Here is a 17,734-nt window from a genome sequence, read left to right on the forward strand (position 1 = left end):
CTCCGGGTCGATCGACTCGGGCGTCAGGCCGAGGGCCTGGGCCACCTCGGCGACGACGTCGGCCGCGGTGGTGAGGTCCGTGGTCTGGGAATTCGTGGCCATCAGCCGGCGTGCCTCTCGCAGTTCGGTGACATGGTTACTCAGGCTGGGGAAACCCGCATTTAGGGTAGGTTATACTAACTAACCGCTCTGCCCAATCCCTGGGCATGCCGGCGAGATCCCCCTGAGCCGACGCAAATTAGGTTAGCCTAAGTTCGGCTCGATCGTCCCATCGGATGATGCGGATCACGCTGTGACATCGACGGGATCTGGGTCTTGTGTCCGACAAAGATTAGGCTACCCTACCCAAATGGCGCGAACGTTCGTGTTCGCCATGACCAGCGGTCGGGGACGACACGCGGTATGACCACTCGGTCGCTCACCCGACCGGAAGACGATCACAAGGACCGACGCCACGTGCTGGCGAGAACGGGAAACGAGAATGTCGCAGAACAGCGTGATCCTGGAAGAATCGGGCTCGACCAATGCGTTGGCCGCCACCGTTCGTGAGGCGATGCTGGCGGGAGACACGAGTCTGTCCGTCCTCGACTCCGACACCGGTGAATGGGTGACGACCCCGTGGCGTGAGGTCCATGCCCGCGCCGAGCAGATCTCCGTGCAACTGCTCGCCGACAGCGAACTGCACGAGCCGCAGGCCCTCGGTCTGATCGGAGACCCCACAGTGGATCTGATCGCCGCCATCCAGGGTGCATGGCTCGCCGGCGTGCCGGTCAGCATCTTGCCGGGGCCGATCCGAGGGGCCGACGAGGAGCGCTGGGCGCAGAACACCTACCAGCGTTTCGTGTCGATCGGCGTCGGCACCGTCCTCGGCAGCGGCGCGCAGCTCGACCTCCTGTCGAAGGTCGAAGGCAGGCTGCACATCGCGCGAGTGGGCGAGTACGGCCTCGGGGCCGACACCACGGGCTTCGTCGCGCGCAACGTCAACGGCAACACGATCGCCGTCCTGCAGGGCACCGCCGGCTCGACCGGTGACCCGAAGACCGCGGTCCTGCCCGCCTCGGCGGTCTACTCCAACGCGATCGAACTCGTCAGCCGGCTCGGCCTTCACCGCACGCGCGACACCGGCTTCAGCTGGCTTCCGCTCTACCACGACATGGGCCTGATGTTCCTGCTCGCGGGGATGACGACAGGGATCTCGGCCTACATCGTGCCGAACACGGCCTTCGCCGCGGCTCCCTTCAAGTGGATGCAGTGGCTCACCGAGACCAAGACGACGGTCACCGCGGCGCCGAACTTCGCCTACGACATCCTCGGCCGGTACGGCAAACTGCTGCGCGACGTCGATCTCTCGCACCTGCGCGTCGCGATCAGCGGCGGCGAGCCGATCGACGCCGACGCCTTCGACAAGTTCCTCGAGGCGACCGCCCCGTTCGGCTTCGATCCGTCCGCTGCCGCGCCCGCCTACGGCATGGCCGAGTCCGCGTGCGCGGTCACGATGCCCGCTGTCGGCGAGGGTGCGCACTACGACGAGGTCACCGTGACCCCGCCTGGCGGGGGCGAGCCGATTCGTCGTCGCTACGCGATCCTGGGTAAACCGCTGGGCGGCATGCAGGTTCGCATCGTGGAGCCGAACGTCGACGTCCCGATGATCGACGGGCGCAACGTCGGGCACGTGGAGATCCGCGGCGCATCGATGATGCGCGGGTACCTCGGGGACGCCGATCTCGGTGCCGGTGAATGGTTCTCGACCGGAGACCTCGGCTACCTCGTCGACGACCGGTTGGTGATCTGCGGCCGGGCCAAAGAAGTCATCATCGTCGCCGGCCGCAATCTGTTCCCGATCGAGATCGAGCGGGCCGCCGCCGAGGTGGCCGGGGTCCGTCGCGGCGGTGTCGTGGCGATGGCGCGGGGCGAGGGGTCGGCCCGCCCGGGCCTGGTGATCCTCGCCGAGTACAAGGGTTCCGACCCCGACAAGGCGCGCGCCGAGGTCAACTCCGAAGTCGCGTCGGCGTGCGGGATCATGCCCGCCGAGGTGATCTTCGTCGCGCCGGACTCGGTGCCCCGCACCACGTCCGGCAAGATCCGCCGCCTCGAGACCCGCCAGATGGTCGAAGACGGCACGTTCGAGTAGGTCCGATTTTCCGTGATGCGTCGTGTCATGCCGACGGTCACGAGAATGACAGTGTCTCTCCGGCTCGATCACCGGGCCGGAGAGACACTGTAGAGAGGTTCTCCACATGAGCGAGGTATCGACCAAGGGGCGCGGCTGGCAGGGCGCGGTCATGAAGATCCTGGGCGGTGACGACTACACCTTCACCGTCACCGCGAAGGAATCGGTGACCGATCACTACCTGCGTCTGCGCTTTCATGGGGGTGGGCTCCTCGCCGACGCCACGATCCACCCGACCATGTGGGTACGGCTGTGGTTCGCCGACGGCGGCAAGCTGCATCAGCGTGGCTACACGCTCGTCGATCCCGACCCGGCCACGGACACCTTCGACATCGAGTTCGCCATCCACGACGGCACCGCCGCACGGTGGGCCCAGGAAGCGGAGGTGGGAGAGACCATCGGCGCCACCCTGATGGGCTCCAAGTTCGCCATCCCCGATCCGGCGCCGACGGGCTGGCTCATCGCCGGCGACACCGCCTCACTCCCCGCGATCAACTCGTTGCTCGACACGCTCGGCGAGTCCGGGGCGGGCGCGACGATCTGGTTCGAATACCAGCACGAGAGCGACAGGTCGCTGCCGCTGCGGGTCCGTGACCAGGACACGGTCCACTGGATCCCGCGCGGACGCGACGGTTCGGACCTCGTCGACGCGGTTCGGTCCGCCGCCTTCGACGCCTCCGACCATTTCGGCTGGGTCGCACTCGATTCCACGAGCACTCGCGCAGTCGCGGGACTGTTCCGGGCCGAGTACGGGCTGACCAAGAAATCGGTGAAATCCCAGGCCTACTGGATCGTCGGCAAGTCGTTCGCCTGACCGGCCTGACCGGCCGGGCGCGCTGACGCTCCGTCGTCGACGGACTGCTTCGAGGCCGCGCGCCCGGGTGGGCTCAGTCGTCGGTGACCGTGATGGTGACGTCGATGTTGCCGCGTGTGGCGTTGGAGTAGGGGCACACCTCGTGCGCCTTGTCCGCGAGTTCCTGGGCCTGGTCGTGGTCGAGATGGGGCAGTGTCACCTCGAGGTTCACGGCGAGTCCGAAAGCTCCTCCGTCGAGGGCCCCGATGCTCACCTGCGCGCCCACCGACGAGTCTTCGACGTTGGCGCCGGCCTGCTTGGACACCAGGCGCAGGGCCGAGTGGAAACAGGCGGCATACCCGATTGCGAAGAGCTGCTCGGGGTTCGTCCCCTGGCCGGACCCGCCGAGGGCCGGCGGGGTGGCGAGGGCGACGTCGACCTGGCCGTCGCTGGTGCGGCCGTGTCCGTTACGGCCGTCGCCGGTGGCGATTGCTTCAGCGGTGTAGATCGCTTTCATGGTGTTCTCCTTGTGTGACGTGGTTCAGGTCCACTGATTGAGTTGCGCGGTGAGGGCGTCGAGACTCGAACGCAAGTCGTCGATCGCCTCCGGGGACAGATCCGTGCACGAGGTGAGACGCCGGGGAATCGGAAGCGCGCGTGCGCGCAGCGCCTTGCCGGCCGGTGTGAGGTGGATGGCGACCCGACGTTCGTCTCCGCGCGAACGGCGACGCTCGATCAGATCTTGCGCCTCGAGCCGTTTGAGGAGAGGAGACAGTGTGCCGCTGTCCAGTTCGAGCAGGTCGCTCAACTCGCTCACGTATCGGCCGTCGTGGTCCCACAGTGCCAGCATCACCAGATATTGCGGATAGGTGATCCCCAGTTCGGTGAGGAGTGGCCGATAGACCGCGGTCGCTGCGCGAGACGCCTTGTACAGGGCGAAGCACAGCTGCTGATCCAGGGACAACTCGTTCACATCTGAAAAGTATCACGCAATTGAATTGTGCACAACCTAAAGCTCGATGTTCAGCGGTGCGGGTACGTGGGAGTCCGGGTGCTCAGTCGAGGATGTCGAAGACCACCGGCGCGTGGTCGCTGGCGCCCTTGGCCTTCCGGGCGTCGCGGTCCACCCGCGCGCCCACGATCCGGGTGTCCAGGGCCGGGGAGCAGAAGGCATAGTCGATGCGCATGCCCTCGTTGCGCGGGAAACGTAGTTGGGTGTAGTCCCAGAAGGTGTAACCGGGTGCGTACGGCAGCGCGGAGTCGACGAGGCCGTCATCCAGGAATCCTTGCACCGCAGCACGTTCGGGTGGCGTGACATGGGTCCGGCCGTCGAAATACGCCCGGTCCCAGACGTCGTCGTCGGTTTGTGCGACGTTCCAGTCGCCCGCGAGCATCATCTCCGTGGCCGGATCATGCGCCAACCGCAGCGCGATGTGCGCACGGAGGGACTCGAGCCACGCGAGCTTGTAGTCGTAGTGCGGGTCCTCGGGGGTGCGGCCGTTGGGTACGTACAGGCTCCACACGCGAATTCCCTTGCAGCGCGCCGAGATCGCCCGTGCTTCGCGGATCGGCTGGCCGTCGACGGGGTGTGTCGGGACTCCGTCGAAGGCGATCTCCACCTCGTCGAGCCCGACGCGGGAGGCGATCGCCACGCCGTTGTAGGCGCCCTGACCGATGTGGGCGACGTCGTACCCGGCGGCGAGGAAACTCATCAGGGGGAACGCGTCGTCGTGGCATTTGGTCTCCTGCAGGGCCAGGATGTCGATGTCGGCGCTCTCCGCCCACGCCACGACGGACTCCGACCGGGCGCGGATCGAGTTCACGTTCCAGGTGGCGATCCTCATCGGATGCTCCCCGGTGACCCGGGCATGTCCGGGGCGAGGTAGCGGTAGGTGTGGTGCAGCCCGAAACCCAGGCGGCGGTACCACGATCCGGCCAGCCGGTTTCCGGACTCGACCTGCAGGTAGACCGAGTCGGCGCCGTGGCCGATGCCCCAGGCCGTCAGGGCGACGACGACGGACGCGGCCAGTCCGCCTCCGCGCCGGCCCGGGTCGGTCCACAGTGCGGTCAATCCCAGCCACCGGCGTCCGTCCGGCGACTCGGTCACCGAGCCCCGTCCGATCGCCGCCGCGTCACCGATGGACGCGAAGGCCAGCGGGCCGTCCCCGGCGGTCACCACACCGGCGGCGGCCTCGGGCCGACCAGACGCGCGCCCACCGGTATATGCGCCCAGCCACCGGGTGTCCGGGACGGTCTCGAGTCGTACTGTGTGCGAGGGAGTTCCGCCGATGCGCGCGTGCAGCTCCGATAGGTCGGCGGTCAGCATCTGTACCTCGACCCCGGGTTCCCCGGCGACGGCGGTCGGCGGGATGAGTCGTTCCGGAAGGGCGAGCAGAACGGGGAGGTCGCGATCGGCGTACCACTCGCCGACGCGTCGTAGTGTCGATGCGTCCGGACGCGCGTGCCGCTCGAGGGGCACCGCCGAGTTCGCGCGCCTGGTGAATCCGTGGCCGGCGCGCAGGAGCCAACCGTCGATCCACTCGGAGTCGACGCCGGGCCAGGCGGCGGCGGCAGCGTGTTCGAGGGTGCGGATCTCACTGTTGCGCACGGGTTTCGCGGACAACAGGCGGACCGAGGTGATTGCGTCGAACGGGATGGACAACTCCTCGTCGTCGCGTCGGATCCGCAGGGGGCCGGTGTCGTCGAGCAGGACGCCGGTCACATCCGACTGGGCGGCCGCGGGGTCGCCCCGCCAGTCGGCGGGGGTGGAATCGCCCAGCAGATACCGAACGACCACCCGGTCGCCGACTACCGCACCCGACCTCGAGACCTCCACGCGCGGAAGCGAGATCAGTCGTCGTCGTGGCCGAATGGGTCGGCGACCTCGCCGGGCGTCCACGTCAACCCGGGCACGCCCCACTGGTTCCGCTTGATCGCCTTCTTCGCGGCTCGGGCGTTGCGCCCCATGAGGACATCGACGTAGAGGAAGCCGTCGAGGTGACCGACCTCGTGCTGGAGCATCCGCGCGAAGAACCCGGTGCCCTCGATGGCCACCTCCGCGCCGGTCCGGTCGACGCCGGTGACGCGCGCCCAGTCGGCGCGACCGGTGGGGAACTGCTCGCCCGGCACCGACAGGCAGCCTTCGTCGTTGTCGTCGGGATCCGGCATGGTCTCGGGGATCTCGGAGGTCTCCAGCACGGGGTTGATGACCTCGCCGCGGCGTCGTTGCGCGGTGCGGTCGCCGTCGGGACAGTCGTAGACGAACATCCGGGACCCGACCCCGACCTGGTTGGCGGCCAGCCCCACGCCGTGCGCGGCGTCCATCGTCTCGTACATGTCGTCGAGGAGCGCGATGACCTCATCCGACGGACGGCCGTCGGCGTCGAGAGGGACCGGTGTGGTCGGCTGGTGCAGGACCGGCTCGCCCACGATGCAGATCGGGAGAATCGCCATGGCGCTCACCTTAGCGCTGCTCAGGGCGCAGGAACGACGCCGGGTACGGCGTCGCGGATGGCGTCACCGGCGGGACCGGGAATGCCCGGGAACAGCGTCGACTGCCAGTCGAAACTGTCGACCGGCTCGGTCACCACCGTGCCGGCGCACGACCCCCGCAGCGAGGTCGTCACGTTGGCGATGATCGTCGGGTCACGCATCTCGATCGTGTGGTCGAAACCGGTGTTCGCGAGCGGGACCGGTGAGTAGGCACGGCACTGCGCGGTTCCGTCGAGGCGTCCGTCGGTCCATTCGCCGTCGCTCTGCACGACCGAGTAGCGGGTGGGTCCGGGGGCGTCGGGGCCGCGGTTGAGGGCGGTGATCGCGTCGGCGTACATGCAGGTGTCGTAGCCGGCGTCGCGCGGCTGCGCGCAGCCGCCGGGCGAGCCGTACTGCGCTGTCCCGATGGCGACGTACTCGTCGACCACGGCGGACCCGCCGAGGAACTTGAGGTAGTGCCGGGCGCCGAGCCCGCCCGCGCTGTGGGTGACGAGGCCGATCGACGACGCCGTGCCGGCGAAGGGGGCGACGGTCCGCTGGATGAGCCGGGCGTCGGACGCGACGTCGCGTCCACCGGCGTGCGCGTACACCACGGTGTTCCCGTCGGCGCGGATCGCGTCGGCGAGCGGACGGAACGTCTCCTCGTTCTGTGCGTCACCCGCATAGAGCTGCTGACCGGGCACGATGACCACGACGCGGTCGGCGGGCGCCGCGAGGGCGGGCGCCGGGAGCGCCGTCACCGCCGACGAGATCGCGGCCGTCGACGCCAGCGCGGCGATGGCTCCCACCAGTGCTCGACGGGACCGTGTGGCCCCGGATTCCGATGTCGTCATCTGTGTGCCCCCGATACGATGGCATCCCCGGGACGGAGATGTAAGGGGAGCCTAACAGTGGGCGCCGTCACCCGGAACGGGCGGACTGCGCACCGTGGCGAGTCACAGCGCGATCGGACCGGCCTGCCGTGGTTAGATTGTCTGCGAACCACACCGCTGTCATTCGTCGCCGTGAGGAGACGTCTGCACCCGCGTCGCGCAGCGAATCGGTGCACGTCAGCGGTGGTGTGAGGTCGTTGACTGTATCTGAGGGAGTGAGATGGACGGCGCAGCTGCGCGTAGCCAGAAACAGGGCGATCAACCCACCCCCGACAAGAACGCCGGGACCGGGGCAGAAAGTGCACCGCTCGACCCACACGAGGTCGGCGCGGACGGCCTGAGCCGCCGCGAGCACGACATCCTCGCGTTCGAGCGGCAGTGGTGGAAGTACGCCGGCGCCAAGGAAGAAGCGATCAAGGAGCTGTTCGGGTTGTCGGCGACGCGCTACTACCAGGTGCTCAACGCGCTGGTGGACCGCCCCGAGGCGCTCGCGGCCGATCCGATGCTCGTCAAACGCCTCCGGCGGCTGCGCGCGACCCGTCAGAAGGCCCGTGCGGCTCGTCGTCTCGGCTTCGAGATCACCTGACACGCTGAACCCGGTCGCCCTCGCACGGTGCGTTAAGGTCGTCGGTGATGAATGCAGACCGTGAGCCCAATCGCCTGCCGCTGCGCGCGGGGGCGATGATGCTCTTCGCAGTCGCCGTCGTCTTCATCGGCCTCGGCTGGCATTCCGCGGCGACCGCGGGAAACGACTCGCCGACGACCGAGGCCGCGACGACCGTGACGCCGTCGCCCACCTCGACGTCGCCGTCCACGAGTGCGGCATCGACCGGCAAGCGGTTGTGCGTGATCAACGCCGGCCAGGTCGCGGGCCTGGCCTCCGACGTGACCGAACTGCTCCAGGCCAAGGGCTATCAGATGGCCGAACCCGGCAACTACACCGCGGGCGGGTTCAGCGAGAACACGATCTTCCATGAGGACGACACGGACAAGTCCCAGGCCGACGAGGTCGCCGCAGCGCTGGGCGGGGAGGTCGCCGTCGAGGAGCGTCCGACCACGTTCACGCGCTGCCGGGGCGGTATCCCGGTGATCGTGGTGACCGCGGTCAGCGGCGCGTGACCGGTCGTGACCCGAGACCGTCGCCCGCGACAACGATGACGACACCCTGATCCCGAAATTGCAGCCCGATCCCGATAACGATGGTCCGCCAACCAAGGAGTGACATGTCCGGACGTTCCAAACTCGCCGCGCCCCGCGCCCTCGCCGCGTTGGTCTCCGCGGGACTGATCGGCGTGGCACTGGCCGGGTGTAGTCCCGACCAGGAACCCACGGATGTCCCCGGCACCACGCCGCCCGTCGTCTCCGACGAACCCCTGCCGCCCGGCGCCGAAGACGACGTCGACGGCGAGCCGAGCGGCCAGATCGCCGTCGCCGAGATCAAGGACACCTCCGGCAAGGTCGTCGGCCAGGCCACCATCACCGCGGCCACCGACACCGCCGAGCCGGTCACCGTCACCGTGCGTGTCACCGCCGGTGACCTGCCCGCCGGATTCCACGGGATGCACATCCACGAGAACGGCACCTGCGACGCGGGCGCCGGCGGTTCGCAGGCGTTCACCTCGGCGGGTGGGCACCTGCAGGTGGACGGCAACACCGATCACCCCTCGAGCGGGGACCTGGTCTCGATCAACATCCTCGAAGACCACACCGGCCGGACGGTCACCACGACCGACGCCGTGACCATCCAGCAGCTGATCGGCAAGACGATCATGATCCACGAGAAGCCGGACAACTTCGGCAACATCCCGGCCGATAAGTACCCCGGCGGCGCGAACCCCGACACCCTGAAGACAGGCGACGCCGGCGCCCGTATCGCGTGCGGCGTCATCGAAGAGCAGAGCTAGGCGTCCTGGCCGCGTCCGACGCCACCGCGCACATGACACCGATCGAGTTCGACGGGTCACCGACCCCCACCCTCGGGGTCGAATGGGAGTTCGCCCTGACCGACAAGGTGACCGGCGACCTGTCGAACTCGGCGGCGGCGCTCTTCGCCGCCGTCGGTGAGCGCCATCCCGACTTCGCCGGCAAGATCCACAAGGAGTTGCTGCGCAATACCGTCGAGCTGGTGACCGGCATCTGCCGGACCGCGGGCGAGGCGATCGCCGACCTCACCGACACGCTCGGTGTGGTGCGTGTGCTGACCGAGGAACTCGGCGTCGATCTGTACGGCGCGGGTACTCATCCGTTCGCGGAGTATTCGACGCAGCTGCTCACCGAGGGACACCGGTACGCCGAGCTGATCGAGCGCACCCAGTGGTGGGGGCGGCAGATGCTGATCTGGGGCGTGCACGTCCATGTCGGGATCAGCCACCGCGACAAGGTGTTACCGATCCTCGACGCGCTTCTGAACTACTATCCGCACCTGCTCGCGCTCTCGTCGTCGTCGCCGATGTGGGCCGGCCAGGACACCGGCTACGCGAGCAACCGCGCCATGATGTTCCAGCAACTCCCGACCGCCGGATTACCGTTCCAGTTTCAGACATGGGCGCAGTTCGAGGCTTTCGTCGCCGATCAGAAGACGACCGGGATCATCGACCATCTCAACGAGATCCGTTGGGACATCCGACCTTCCCCGCATCTGGGCACCATCGAGGTCCGGGTCTGCGACGGCATGACCAACCTCGGCGAGTTGTCGGCGATCGTCGCGCTCATCCACTGCCTCGTCGTCGACCTGGATAGGCGGTTCTCGGCGGGGGAGACGCTGCCGACGATGGCCCCCTGGCTCGTTCAGGAGAACAAGTGGCGGGCGGCACGATACGGACTCGATGCCATCGTCATCCTCGACTCGGACTGCACCGAGAAACTCGTGACCGACGACCTCAGCGCTCTACTCGAGCGCCTCGAACCCATTGCGCGCGAGCTCGATTGCGTCGACGAACTCGCGGGCGTCGACCGCATCGTCTCGCAGGGTGCCAGCTATCAGCGGCAGCGTGCGGTGCACCACCGGACGCAGTCGATGCGCGAGGTGGTCGCGTCGGTGGTGGCCGAACTCGACGCGCCCTGACCATCGTTCGGCAGCTTTCCGGCCGGTTCGGGCCTAGAGGGCAAGGCCGGCGGCGAGTACGACGAGGCCGAGCGCGGGGACCACTCCCTGCTTGAGCGCGGCCGCGATCTTGTCGGGGCTCGACACGGCCAGCACGAGTGCGGCGGCCGCCATCGAGGCGGTGCCGGTGATCACGAGCGTCGCGCCGATCGCGGTCGATCCGCCGATGACGAAGGCAATCCCGACGAACACGGTGATCGCGAGGAACAGGTTGTAGAAACCCTGGTTGAACGCGAGCTCTCGCTGCGCGCCCGCCTGTTCCACTGTTCCGGTGCCGAACGTCGCGCGTGCGCGCTTGCTCGTCCAGGCGATCGACTCCAGATAGAAGATGAAGACGTGGACGAGTGCCGCGACCGCGGCGAGCACGAGACCTGCGATGACCATGCCCGTACCCTACGAGAAAACGCCGCCACCCGATCCGGAGGGTGCGGCGGGGGTCGGGCGCTCAGTCGCGGTCCGGTGACTCCATGTCCCGCTGATCGATGAGACCGTCGCGGGCCCGCTGCTCCTGATACGCCAGCCGGCCGATCCGGTGCGCCACGACGGGCGCGGTGATCAGCGCGAAAAGCCCGGCGAGCACGAGCATCCCGCTGTCCACGTTGTCGCCGAGCCGCAGCACCGCACCCAGCAGTATCAGGAGCAGGCCGAAGGTCTGCGGTTTGGTGGCTGCGTGCATGCGGCTCAGGGTGTCCGGGAACCGGACGAGTCCGATCGCGGCGGTGACCGCCATCAGACAGCCGATGAGGAGCAGCGTCGCGCTGATGATGTCGACGATCATGTCTGGTCGTCCCGCACCCGGAAGCGCGCGATCGCGACCGACCCGACGAAGCTCAGCAGCGCCAGGGCCACGATCGCGGGCACCACCGTCGAATCACGGCTGAAGGCCGCCCACGTCCCCAGACCGCACATGCACAGCGCGATCAGCACATCGAGCGCGACGAGGCGATCCAGCGTGGTCGGGCCGCACAGGATGCGGACCATCGTCAGCACCGTGGCGACGAGCAGCATCGCGGCCGCGATCGGCCACACGTAGCTCATGAGTCCCCCCGTTCCCGATCGGTCTCGGCCGGCTGCGCGTCCGGCTCGGCCTCCTCGGATGCCGGCGCGGTGTCCACCGAGCGGTCGACGGCGCGGACGTGGTGGAAGTCCTCGTCGATGCCGTGGAACGGGCTCGGATGCCATTCGCTGTCGCGCTCGAAGGCCTTGATGAACATGCGCTCGACGTAGGCGACCTGATCGTAGAAGCCGCGGACCTTCTTCTCCGACCGCACGTCGAAGACGTGCACGTAGAGCATCCGGCGACGGTGATCGATCTCCAGGACCATCGTGCCCGGCACCAGGTTGAGGTAGTCGACCGCCAGCGTCAGCACCATGTCGGACTTGATCGCGACGCGTACGCGGACGACGGCGCCGAGCGGTGGCCGGCCGGGACGGATCGCCATCCAGCCGATCTGCACACTCGACACGAAGAAGTCGACGACCAGACGGAACACCAGCTGCAGGACCGACAGCGGATGGATGCGACCTTCGACCGGGACCCGCGGCAACGGCAGCGCCGTCAGCACCAGGGTCGCCAGCACCACGCCGCCGATCACGTTGGCCCAGGAGATCGTGCCCCACAACAAGACCCAGACGAACGTCAGCCACGCGATGGTCCACAGCCGAACCGCGACCTCACGGCCGTCGCTCCCCAGCCACTTCGGCAGGCGGGTGTGCGACCGCAACCACACCAGGGCGCCGATGAGGTGCCAGAAGAAGAACAGCAGCGACACGCGCCACAGGTTGATCACGACGGACAGGACCGGGCCCTTGGTCGACACCACCGGTGCGCGGCGTCTCGTCGCGCCCGTTCCCTGTCCGCGATCCTCGGCGTTCATCGGGTACCACCTTCGCCGAGGACCGCGTCGACGTAGACCGCGCGGTCGACGACATCGGTGGCCGCGTGGTCGGTGAAGTCGAAGATCGGTCCGGCCCACAGGGTCAGCACGAGTCCCGCGGCGACCATCGCCATCGTGGGCAGCACCATCATCACGGGCATGCGGCCGACGTCCTCACGATCGGAGAAGGCGGCGTCGTCGGTGCTCTCGTCGATGAGTGCGGAGGGACCCTTGTCGGCGAGCTCGCCCTCGGGGGCGTCGGCGCGTGGCCGCCAGAAACCCTTGGTCCAGATGCGGGCCATGACGTAGAGGGTGAGCAGGCTGGTGATCACCGATCCGGCGACGAGGGTGAAGGCCAGCACGGAGCCGTCCTGGGTGCCCGCCTCGAGGAGGGCGACCTTGCCGATGAAACCGGAGAACGGGGGAATGCCGCCGAGGTTGAGTGCGGGCACCAGGAACAGGATGGCCAGCAGGGGACTGGCGATCAGGCCGCCGAGACGGCGCAGCGAGGCCGAGCCGGCTTGTCGTTCGACCAGTCCGACGACCAGGAAGAGCGTCGTCTGCACGAGGATGTGGTGGGCGACGTAGTAGATCGCCGCCGACATCCCGAGGTCGGAGGAGAGTGCGATGCCGAAGATCATGTAGCCGATGTGGCTGACGAGGGTGAACGACAGCAGACGTTTGATGTCGGCCTGGGCGATCGCACCGAAGATGCCCACGAGCATCGTCAGCAGTCCGGCGACCATCAGCACCGTGTCCATCGAACCGCCGGGGAACAGCAGCGTGTGCGCGCGGACGATCGCATAGACGCCGACCTTGGTCAGCAGGCCGGCGAACACGGCGGTGACCGGGGCGGGGGCCGTGGGATAGGAGTCGGGCAGCCAGGTCGACAGCGGGAACACCGCCGCCTTGATGCCGAACGCGACGAGCAGCACCGCGAACAGTGCGTTGCGGGTTCCGTCGGGGACGTCGTCGAGGCGCACGGCCATCTCGGCGAGGTTCAGGGTGCCGGTCGTCGCGTAGGCGAACGCGATGCCCGCGAGGAAGATCAGCGACGACACCATCGAGACCATCACGTACGAGGCGCCGGCACGAACGCGCTCGGCGCTGGCGCCCAACGTGAGCAGCACGTAACTCGCGGTCAGGAGGATCTCGAACGAGACGTAGAGGTTGAACAGGTCGCCGGCGAGGAACGCGTTGCACACGCCCGCGGTCAGGATGAGGTAGGTCGGCAGGAAGATCGATGTCGGCTGCTGGGCGGTGCCGTCCCGGATGCCCTGGCCGATCGCGTAGACGACGACGCACAGCAGCACGATCGTGGACACGACCAGCATGAGCGCCGCGAGCTGATCGACGACCAGCGTGATGCCGAGCGGTCCGTTCGGGTAACCCTTGTCGCCCCAGCCGCCGATCGCGACCGCGAAGGTGCCGTGGCGATCGGTGAGGTAGAGCATGATGCACGACGCGACGAAGGCGACCGTGATGGCGACGATCGACACGAACCGCTGGAACTTCGGACTGCGACCCAGCAGCAGCGAGACGGCGGCGGCTCCGAGCGGTACGAGTGTCGGCAGGGTGATCAGGACGGGAATCCACGACTCTTGCGGGATCATCGGTCACCCCCGTCCTCGTCGGCCTGCTTCTTCTCGTGGTCCGGTCGGTTCTTCTTGTCCGGCCCCACCACGTCGCGGTCGGGCATCTCGTGCTGGTCGATGACGTCGGGATCCTCGTCGTCCTCGCCGGACCCGTCGGGAGCCGGGACGGCGGCCTTGGCGCCCACCTCGTCCGGACCGAGTTCTCCTGGGCCGTACACATCCGGCCCCGCCTCACGGGAGGCGCTCTGCTGAGTGGTCTCGGGGTCCGGTTCCTCCTCGGCGCCGCCGATCTCGTCGATGACGTCGGAGTCGGTCGGCATGATGTCGGTCTCGTAGAGCGCGGCATGGCGGGCGGCGGCCTGCTCCGGCGTGAGGGGATTGCCCTCGTCGTCGAAGTAGTCGCCGGTGGGTGTGTCCGAGTGGGTCAGGGGATCGTCGCTGCGATCGCGGTCGGGTGCCGTGCCCAGTGACCCGCTGAGGATCTTGACGTCCTCCTCGTCGTCCTCGACATCGTCGTCGTCGCGGTTGATCACGAACAACCGGTAGACCAGGGCGAGCACGAAAGCGGCGACGCCCATCATGATGACGATCGCGGTCAGGACCATGCCCTGGGCGAGTGGGTCCGCGTCGCCCGGCCGGTTCTCCGACGTCCGGCCCATGATCGGTGGGTTCCCCATGCCGCCGGACACGACGATGATCATCAGGTTGAGCGCGTTGCCGACCAGCAGGAGCCCGAACAGCATCCGGACCAGACTGCGTTCCATCAGCAGGTACACGCCGCACGCCGCCATCGCGCCGACGACGAGCATCAGCGGGAGATTGGTGGTCATCGACTCACCTGCCCGGTGGTCGCATCCGCGTCGTCGCGGGTCGTGTCGCCGTTTCCGGAGCTGTCGGTGCCGGAGTTGCCGTTGCGGTTGTTCTCGATACGCGCCGCGGTGCGCGCGATGGTGGTCTCGACGTCGAGACGCGCGCCGAGACTGCGCAGCACGTCGAGGACGAGACCGACCACGATCAGGTAGATGCCGAGATCGAAGAACAGGGCGGTCACGAACTTGATGTCGCCGAGGACCGGGACGGTGACCTCGAAGACCGCCGACGAGAGCGCGGGCGCACCGAGGAACATCGAGACGATCGCCGTCGTCGCCGAGACGGCCAGTCCGGCGCCGAGGATGCGACCGGGCTCGATCGGCAGGGCCTCGCCGAGCTCGTAGCGTCCGCCCGCCAGGTACCGCAGCACGAGCGCGAGGCCCATGGTCAGGCCGCCCGCGAAGCCGCCGCCCGGCGCGTTGTGACCGGCGTAGAAGAAGTAGATCGACAGCACGACCATCGTCGGGAACAGCAGGCGGGTGGTCGCCTCCAGCACCATCGACCGGTGGCGCGGGTCGCGCAATCCGGAACCGAGCAGCCACGTGGTGCGGTCCGGTGGGACCTGATCGTCGTCGTCCCCGTTGTCACCGGACTGCAGGCGCGCGGCGTCGGCCACTCGCGGCGCCGCTCCGAAGCGGCGGTTGCGGAAGACCATCGACGCCACGCCGGTCGCGGCCGCGATGAGCACCGACACCTCGCCGAGGGTGTCCCAGGCGCGGATGTCGACGAGCAGGACGTTGACCGCGTTGGCGCCGTGGCCGTATTCGTAGGCGGCCTCGGGCAGGTCGACGTGGAGGGGTTCGGTCGAACGCGCGGACGCCGCGAAGAGGCCGATGAGGACGAGCATCGCGCCGAAGGCGAGTCCGATGAGGGCGCGCAGCGGCTTGAACCCGGTGGCGTGACGCTTCTCGGGTTCGGCGGGCAGCTTGCGCAGGACCAGCACGAAGATGACCAGGGTCAGCGTCTCCACCAGGAACTGGGTGAGAGCAAGGTCGGGGGCACCGTACAGCGCGAACAGCATCGCGCAGCCGTAGCCGGTGATGCCGACGACGAGGGTCGCCGCCAGGCGGTTGCGCAGCAGGACGGCCGCCAGCGACGCGGCGACGATGCAGCCGCCGATCACCACCTGTACCGGGGTGGCCGTGTAGTCGATGTTCAGCCGGTCGCGCGCACCGAGGAACAGCACGATCGTCGGCAGCAGGATCGCGGTGCACAGGATGACGCCCTGCGTGACCGGGAGCGAACCGCGCTGGGTGTTGCGGGTCAGCAGCAGCGACACCGTGTCCGCGCCGCGCAGCGTCGCGTCGTAGATGCGGTCGGCGTTCACCAACGGGCGGAACCCGAAGACCCGGTCACGAACACGCCGGACCCCGAAGAACAGCAGTGCTCCGCCGACGATGACGATGATCGAGAAGACGACGGGCAGTCCGAATCCGTGCCATAGCGCGAGATGCTCGAGTTCGTGGCCGTAGCCGTCGAGGGTCTCGGCGTACGGCTCGAAGAGGTCGCCGAGCTGCGGACTGAACACGCCCGCCGCCACGCCGGCCACGGCGAGTGCCACCGGTGAGAAGTAGAACGGCCACGTCGGCGGATGCATCTTGGCGACCGCCGGACTGGGCTTGTTGCGCAGCTTGCGACCGAAGGCGCCCCACAGGAACCGGAGCGTGTACGCGCAGGTGATGATCGAGCCGACCAGCAGGACGATGTCGACGGCGTGGGCCTGCCACGAGACGAACGCCCCGGTCTCCCACACCGACGCGAAGGCGGTCTCCTTGCCGACGAAGCCGAGCGTGACCGGGATGCCGGCCATGCTGGCGCCGGCGACGGCGGCGGTGATGGCCAGTCCCGGGAGTCGATGACCGAGCCGGGCGAGTTTGCGGACGTCGCGGGTACCGGTCGAGTGGTCGATGATGCCGACGACCATGAACAGCGACGCCTTGAACAGTGCGTGGGCGACGAGCATCGCGATGCCGGCCATGGCGACGTTCGCGTCGCCGATGCCGACCAGCACCGCCATGAACCCGAGCTGGGACACGGTGCCGAACGCGAGGATGAGTTTGAGGTCGAGTTCGCGCAGTGAGCGCCAGCCGCCGAGCACCATCGTCACCATGCCCAGTCCCACCACGGCGACCTGCCAGCTGATCGTCACCGAGAATGCCGGTGCCAGCCGGGCGATGAGGTAGATACCGGCTTTGACCATCGCGGCCGCGTGCAGGTAGGCGCTGACCGGGGTGGGTGCGGCCATCGCGCCGGGCAGCCAGAAGTGGAACGGGACGATGGCCGACTTGGTGAGGGCGCCGATGAGCAACAGGACGACCGCGATGTCGACGTAGACACCCGTCGGCGGGGCCGAGATGATCTCCGAGAGCAGGTAGGTACCCGAACGCTCGCCGAGCATGATGATGCCCACGAGCATCGCCAGACCGCCGAAGGTGGTGACCAGCAGTGCCTGCGTGGCGGACCGTCGAGCCGTCGCGCGCACCCCGTAGAAGCCGACGAGCATGAACGAGAGCACGGTGGTGAGCTCCCAGAACACGTAGAGCACGAGCATGTTGTCGGAGATGACGAGGCCGTACATGGCCGCGGCGAAGCCGACCATCTCGCCGCCGAACACCGCGACCCGAGGGCGGGCGTCGTCGAAGTAGTGCGCGCAGTAGCACAGCACCAGCGCGCCGACCCCGAGGATCAGCACCGACAGGATCGCGGTCAGGGTGTCGAAGCGGGTGACGATGTCCATCTGCAGCGACGGGACCCAGCTGACCGTCTCGACTCGGGCGGCGGCCGCGTCGGCCGGGGGCCAGTTGAGGACGACCCAGATCAGCGCGCCGAGCGGTGCGAGCGCGAGGACGTAGAAACCGCGGGTGCCCATCCAGTGGATGACTGCGGGCGCGACGAGTGCGCACACTGCCAACGCAGCCAACACGGTGATCAAAAGGGCACTCCGTCTTCCTCCCGGCGGGGT

At 68.2% G+C, this 17,734-nt stretch carries 19 protein-coding genes; 6 read left to right on the plus strand and 13 right to left on the minus strand.

Features of this window, described 5'->3' with window-relative positions:
- Positions 1–481 precede the first annotated feature (481 nt).
- Positions 482–2,131 carry a long-chain-fatty acid--ACP ligase MbtM gene (gene mbtM / locus AMD30_RS17480; RefSeq protein WP_010844016.1) on the plus strand — a complete coding sequence of 550 codons (1,650 nt, stop codon included), beginning with the start codon at positions 482–484 and terminating at the stop codon, positions 2,129–2,131.
- A gap of 106 nt (positions 2,132–2,237) precedes the next feature.
- A complete protein-coding gene (locus tag AMD30_RS17485; protein ID WP_055476497.1) occupies positions 2,238–2,984 on the plus strand; it encodes a siderophore-interacting protein in 747 nt (248 codons plus the stop codon).
- A 73-nt stretch (positions 2,985–3,057) separates the two neighbouring features.
- Here AMD30_RS17485 and AMD30_RS17490 read toward each other — a convergent pair whose 3' ends face one another.
- From AMD30_RS17490 to AMD30_RS17515, 6 genes are all read right to left on the minus strand, one after another.
- Positions 3,058–3,480 carry an organic hydroperoxide resistance protein gene (locus tag AMD30_RS17490; protein ID WP_010844018.1) on the minus strand — a complete coding sequence of 141 codons (423 nt, stop codon included), beginning with the start codon at positions 3,478–3,480 and terminating at the stop codon, positions 3,058–3,060.
- A gap of 24 nt (positions 3,481–3,504) precedes the next feature.
- The gene (locus AMD30_RS17495) at positions 3,505–3,936 is read right to left on the minus strand and encodes a MarR family winged helix-turn-helix transcriptional regulator (protein WP_044505774.1); all 432 of its coding nucleotides are present in this window, start codon (positions 3,934–3,936) and stop codon (positions 3,505–3,507) included.
- An 82-nt stretch (positions 3,937–4,018) separates the two neighbouring features.
- Complete coding sequence (locus AMD30_RS17500; protein ID WP_055476498.1) at positions 4,019–4,807, minus strand: exodeoxyribonuclease III; 789 nt, start codon at positions 4,805–4,807, stop codon at positions 4,019–4,021.
- Positions 4,804–5,799: an N-acetylglutamate synthase, CG3035 family gene (locus AMD30_RS17505; RefSeq protein ID WP_055476499.1), complete on the minus strand. Its 996-nt coding sequence runs from the start codon at positions 5,797–5,799 to the stop codon at positions 4,804–4,806. Before AMD30_RS17505 ends, AMD30_RS17500 begins: the two co-directional genes overlap by 4 nt.
- Positions 5,800–5,813: 14 nt before the next feature.
- On the minus strand, positions 5,814–6,416 hold the full coding sequence (locus AMD30_RS17510; protein ID WP_055476500.1) for a peptide deformylase: 603 nt from the start codon (positions 6,414–6,416) through the stop codon (positions 5,814–5,816).
- A 20-nt stretch (positions 6,417–6,436) separates the two neighbouring features.
- A complete protein-coding gene (locus AMD30_RS17515) occupies positions 6,437–7,288 on the minus strand; it encodes an esterase/lipase family protein (RefSeq protein WP_055476501.1) in 852 nt (283 codons plus the stop codon).
- 259 nt (positions 7,289–7,547) lie between these two features.
- On the opposite strand from AMD30_RS17515, the gene AMD30_RS17520 reads away from it, so the two are divergent.
- The 4 genes from AMD30_RS17520 (at position 7,548) to AMD30_RS17535 (ending at position 10,391) form a co-directional block, all read left to right on the plus strand.
- A complete protein-coding gene (locus tag AMD30_RS17520; RefSeq protein WP_055476502.1) occupies positions 7,548–7,913 on the plus strand; it encodes a DUF3263 domain-containing protein in 366 nt (121 codons plus the stop codon).
- Between the two features lie 47 nt (positions 7,914–7,960).
- Positions 7,961–8,446: a LytR C-terminal domain-containing protein gene (locus AMD30_RS17525; RefSeq protein WP_055476503.1), complete on the plus strand. Its 486-nt coding sequence runs from the start codon at positions 7,961–7,963 to the stop codon at positions 8,444–8,446.
- A gap of 104 nt (positions 8,447–8,550) precedes the next feature.
- Positions 8,551–9,231, plus strand: coding sequence for a superoxide dismutase family protein (locus AMD30_RS17530; RefSeq protein ID WP_055476504.1), 681 nt, complete (start codon positions 8,551–8,553; stop codon positions 9,229–9,231).
- A gap of 32 nt (positions 9,232–9,263) precedes the next feature.
- Entirely contained in the window at positions 9,264–10,391 is a 1,128-nt protein-coding gene (locus AMD30_RS17535) for a glutamate--cysteine ligase (protein ID WP_055476505.1), read from the plus strand.
- A 33-nt stretch (positions 10,392–10,424) separates the two neighbouring features.
- Here the strand turns inward: AMD30_RS17535 and AMD30_RS17540 are convergent, their stop codons facing one another.
- From AMD30_RS17540 to AMD30_RS17570, 7 genes are all read right to left on the minus strand, one after another.
- A complete protein-coding gene (locus AMD30_RS17540) occupies positions 10,425–10,814 on the minus strand; it encodes a DUF1304 domain-containing protein (RefSeq protein WP_010844028.1) in 390 nt (129 codons plus the stop codon).
- A gap of 61 nt (positions 10,815–10,875) precedes the next feature.
- Positions 10,876–11,208 (minus strand): monovalent cation/H(+) antiporter subunit G, encoded by a 333-nt coding sequence (mnhG, locus tag AMD30_RS17545; protein ID WP_014925224.1) that lies wholly within the window; start codon positions 11,206–11,208, stop codon positions 10,876–10,878.
- Positions 11,205–11,468: a monovalent cation/H+ antiporter complex subunit F gene (locus tag AMD30_RS17550; protein ID WP_055476506.1), complete on the minus strand. Its 264-nt coding sequence runs from the start codon at positions 11,466–11,468 to the stop codon at positions 11,205–11,207. The genes mnhG and AMD30_RS17550 overlap by 4 nt, the downstream gene beginning before the upstream one ends.
- Positions 11,465–12,307 (minus strand): Na+/H+ antiporter subunit E, encoded by an 843-nt coding sequence (locus AMD30_RS17555; protein ID WP_055476507.1) that lies wholly within the window; start codon positions 12,305–12,307, stop codon positions 11,465–11,467. The genes AMD30_RS17550 and AMD30_RS17555 overlap by 4 nt, the downstream gene beginning before the upstream one ends.
- A complete protein-coding gene (locus tag AMD30_RS17560; RefSeq protein ID WP_055476508.1) occupies positions 12,304–13,920 on the minus strand; it encodes a Na+/H+ antiporter subunit D in 1,617 nt (538 codons plus the stop codon). The genes AMD30_RS17555 and AMD30_RS17560 overlap by 4 nt, the downstream gene beginning before the upstream one ends.
- The gene (locus tag AMD30_RS17565; protein WP_055476509.1) at positions 13,917–14,732 is read right to left on the minus strand and encodes a Na(+)/H(+) antiporter subunit C; all 816 of its coding nucleotides are present in this window, start codon (positions 14,730–14,732) and stop codon (positions 13,917–13,919) included. The genes AMD30_RS17560 and AMD30_RS17565 overlap by 4 nt, the downstream gene beginning before the upstream one ends.
- Positions 14,729–17,704, minus strand: coding sequence for a Na+/H+ antiporter subunit A (locus AMD30_RS17570; protein ID WP_055476510.1), 2,976 nt, complete (start codon positions 17,702–17,704; stop codon positions 14,729–14,731). The genes AMD30_RS17565 and AMD30_RS17570 overlap by 4 nt, the downstream gene beginning before the upstream one ends.
- Positions 17,705–17,734: the final 30 nt, after the last annotated feature.

Source organism: Gordonia sp. HS-NH1 (genome assembly GCF_001418765.1).
Taxonomy (GTDB): domain Bacteria; phylum Actinomycetota; class Actinomycetes; order Mycobacteriales; family Mycobacteriaceae; genus Gordonia.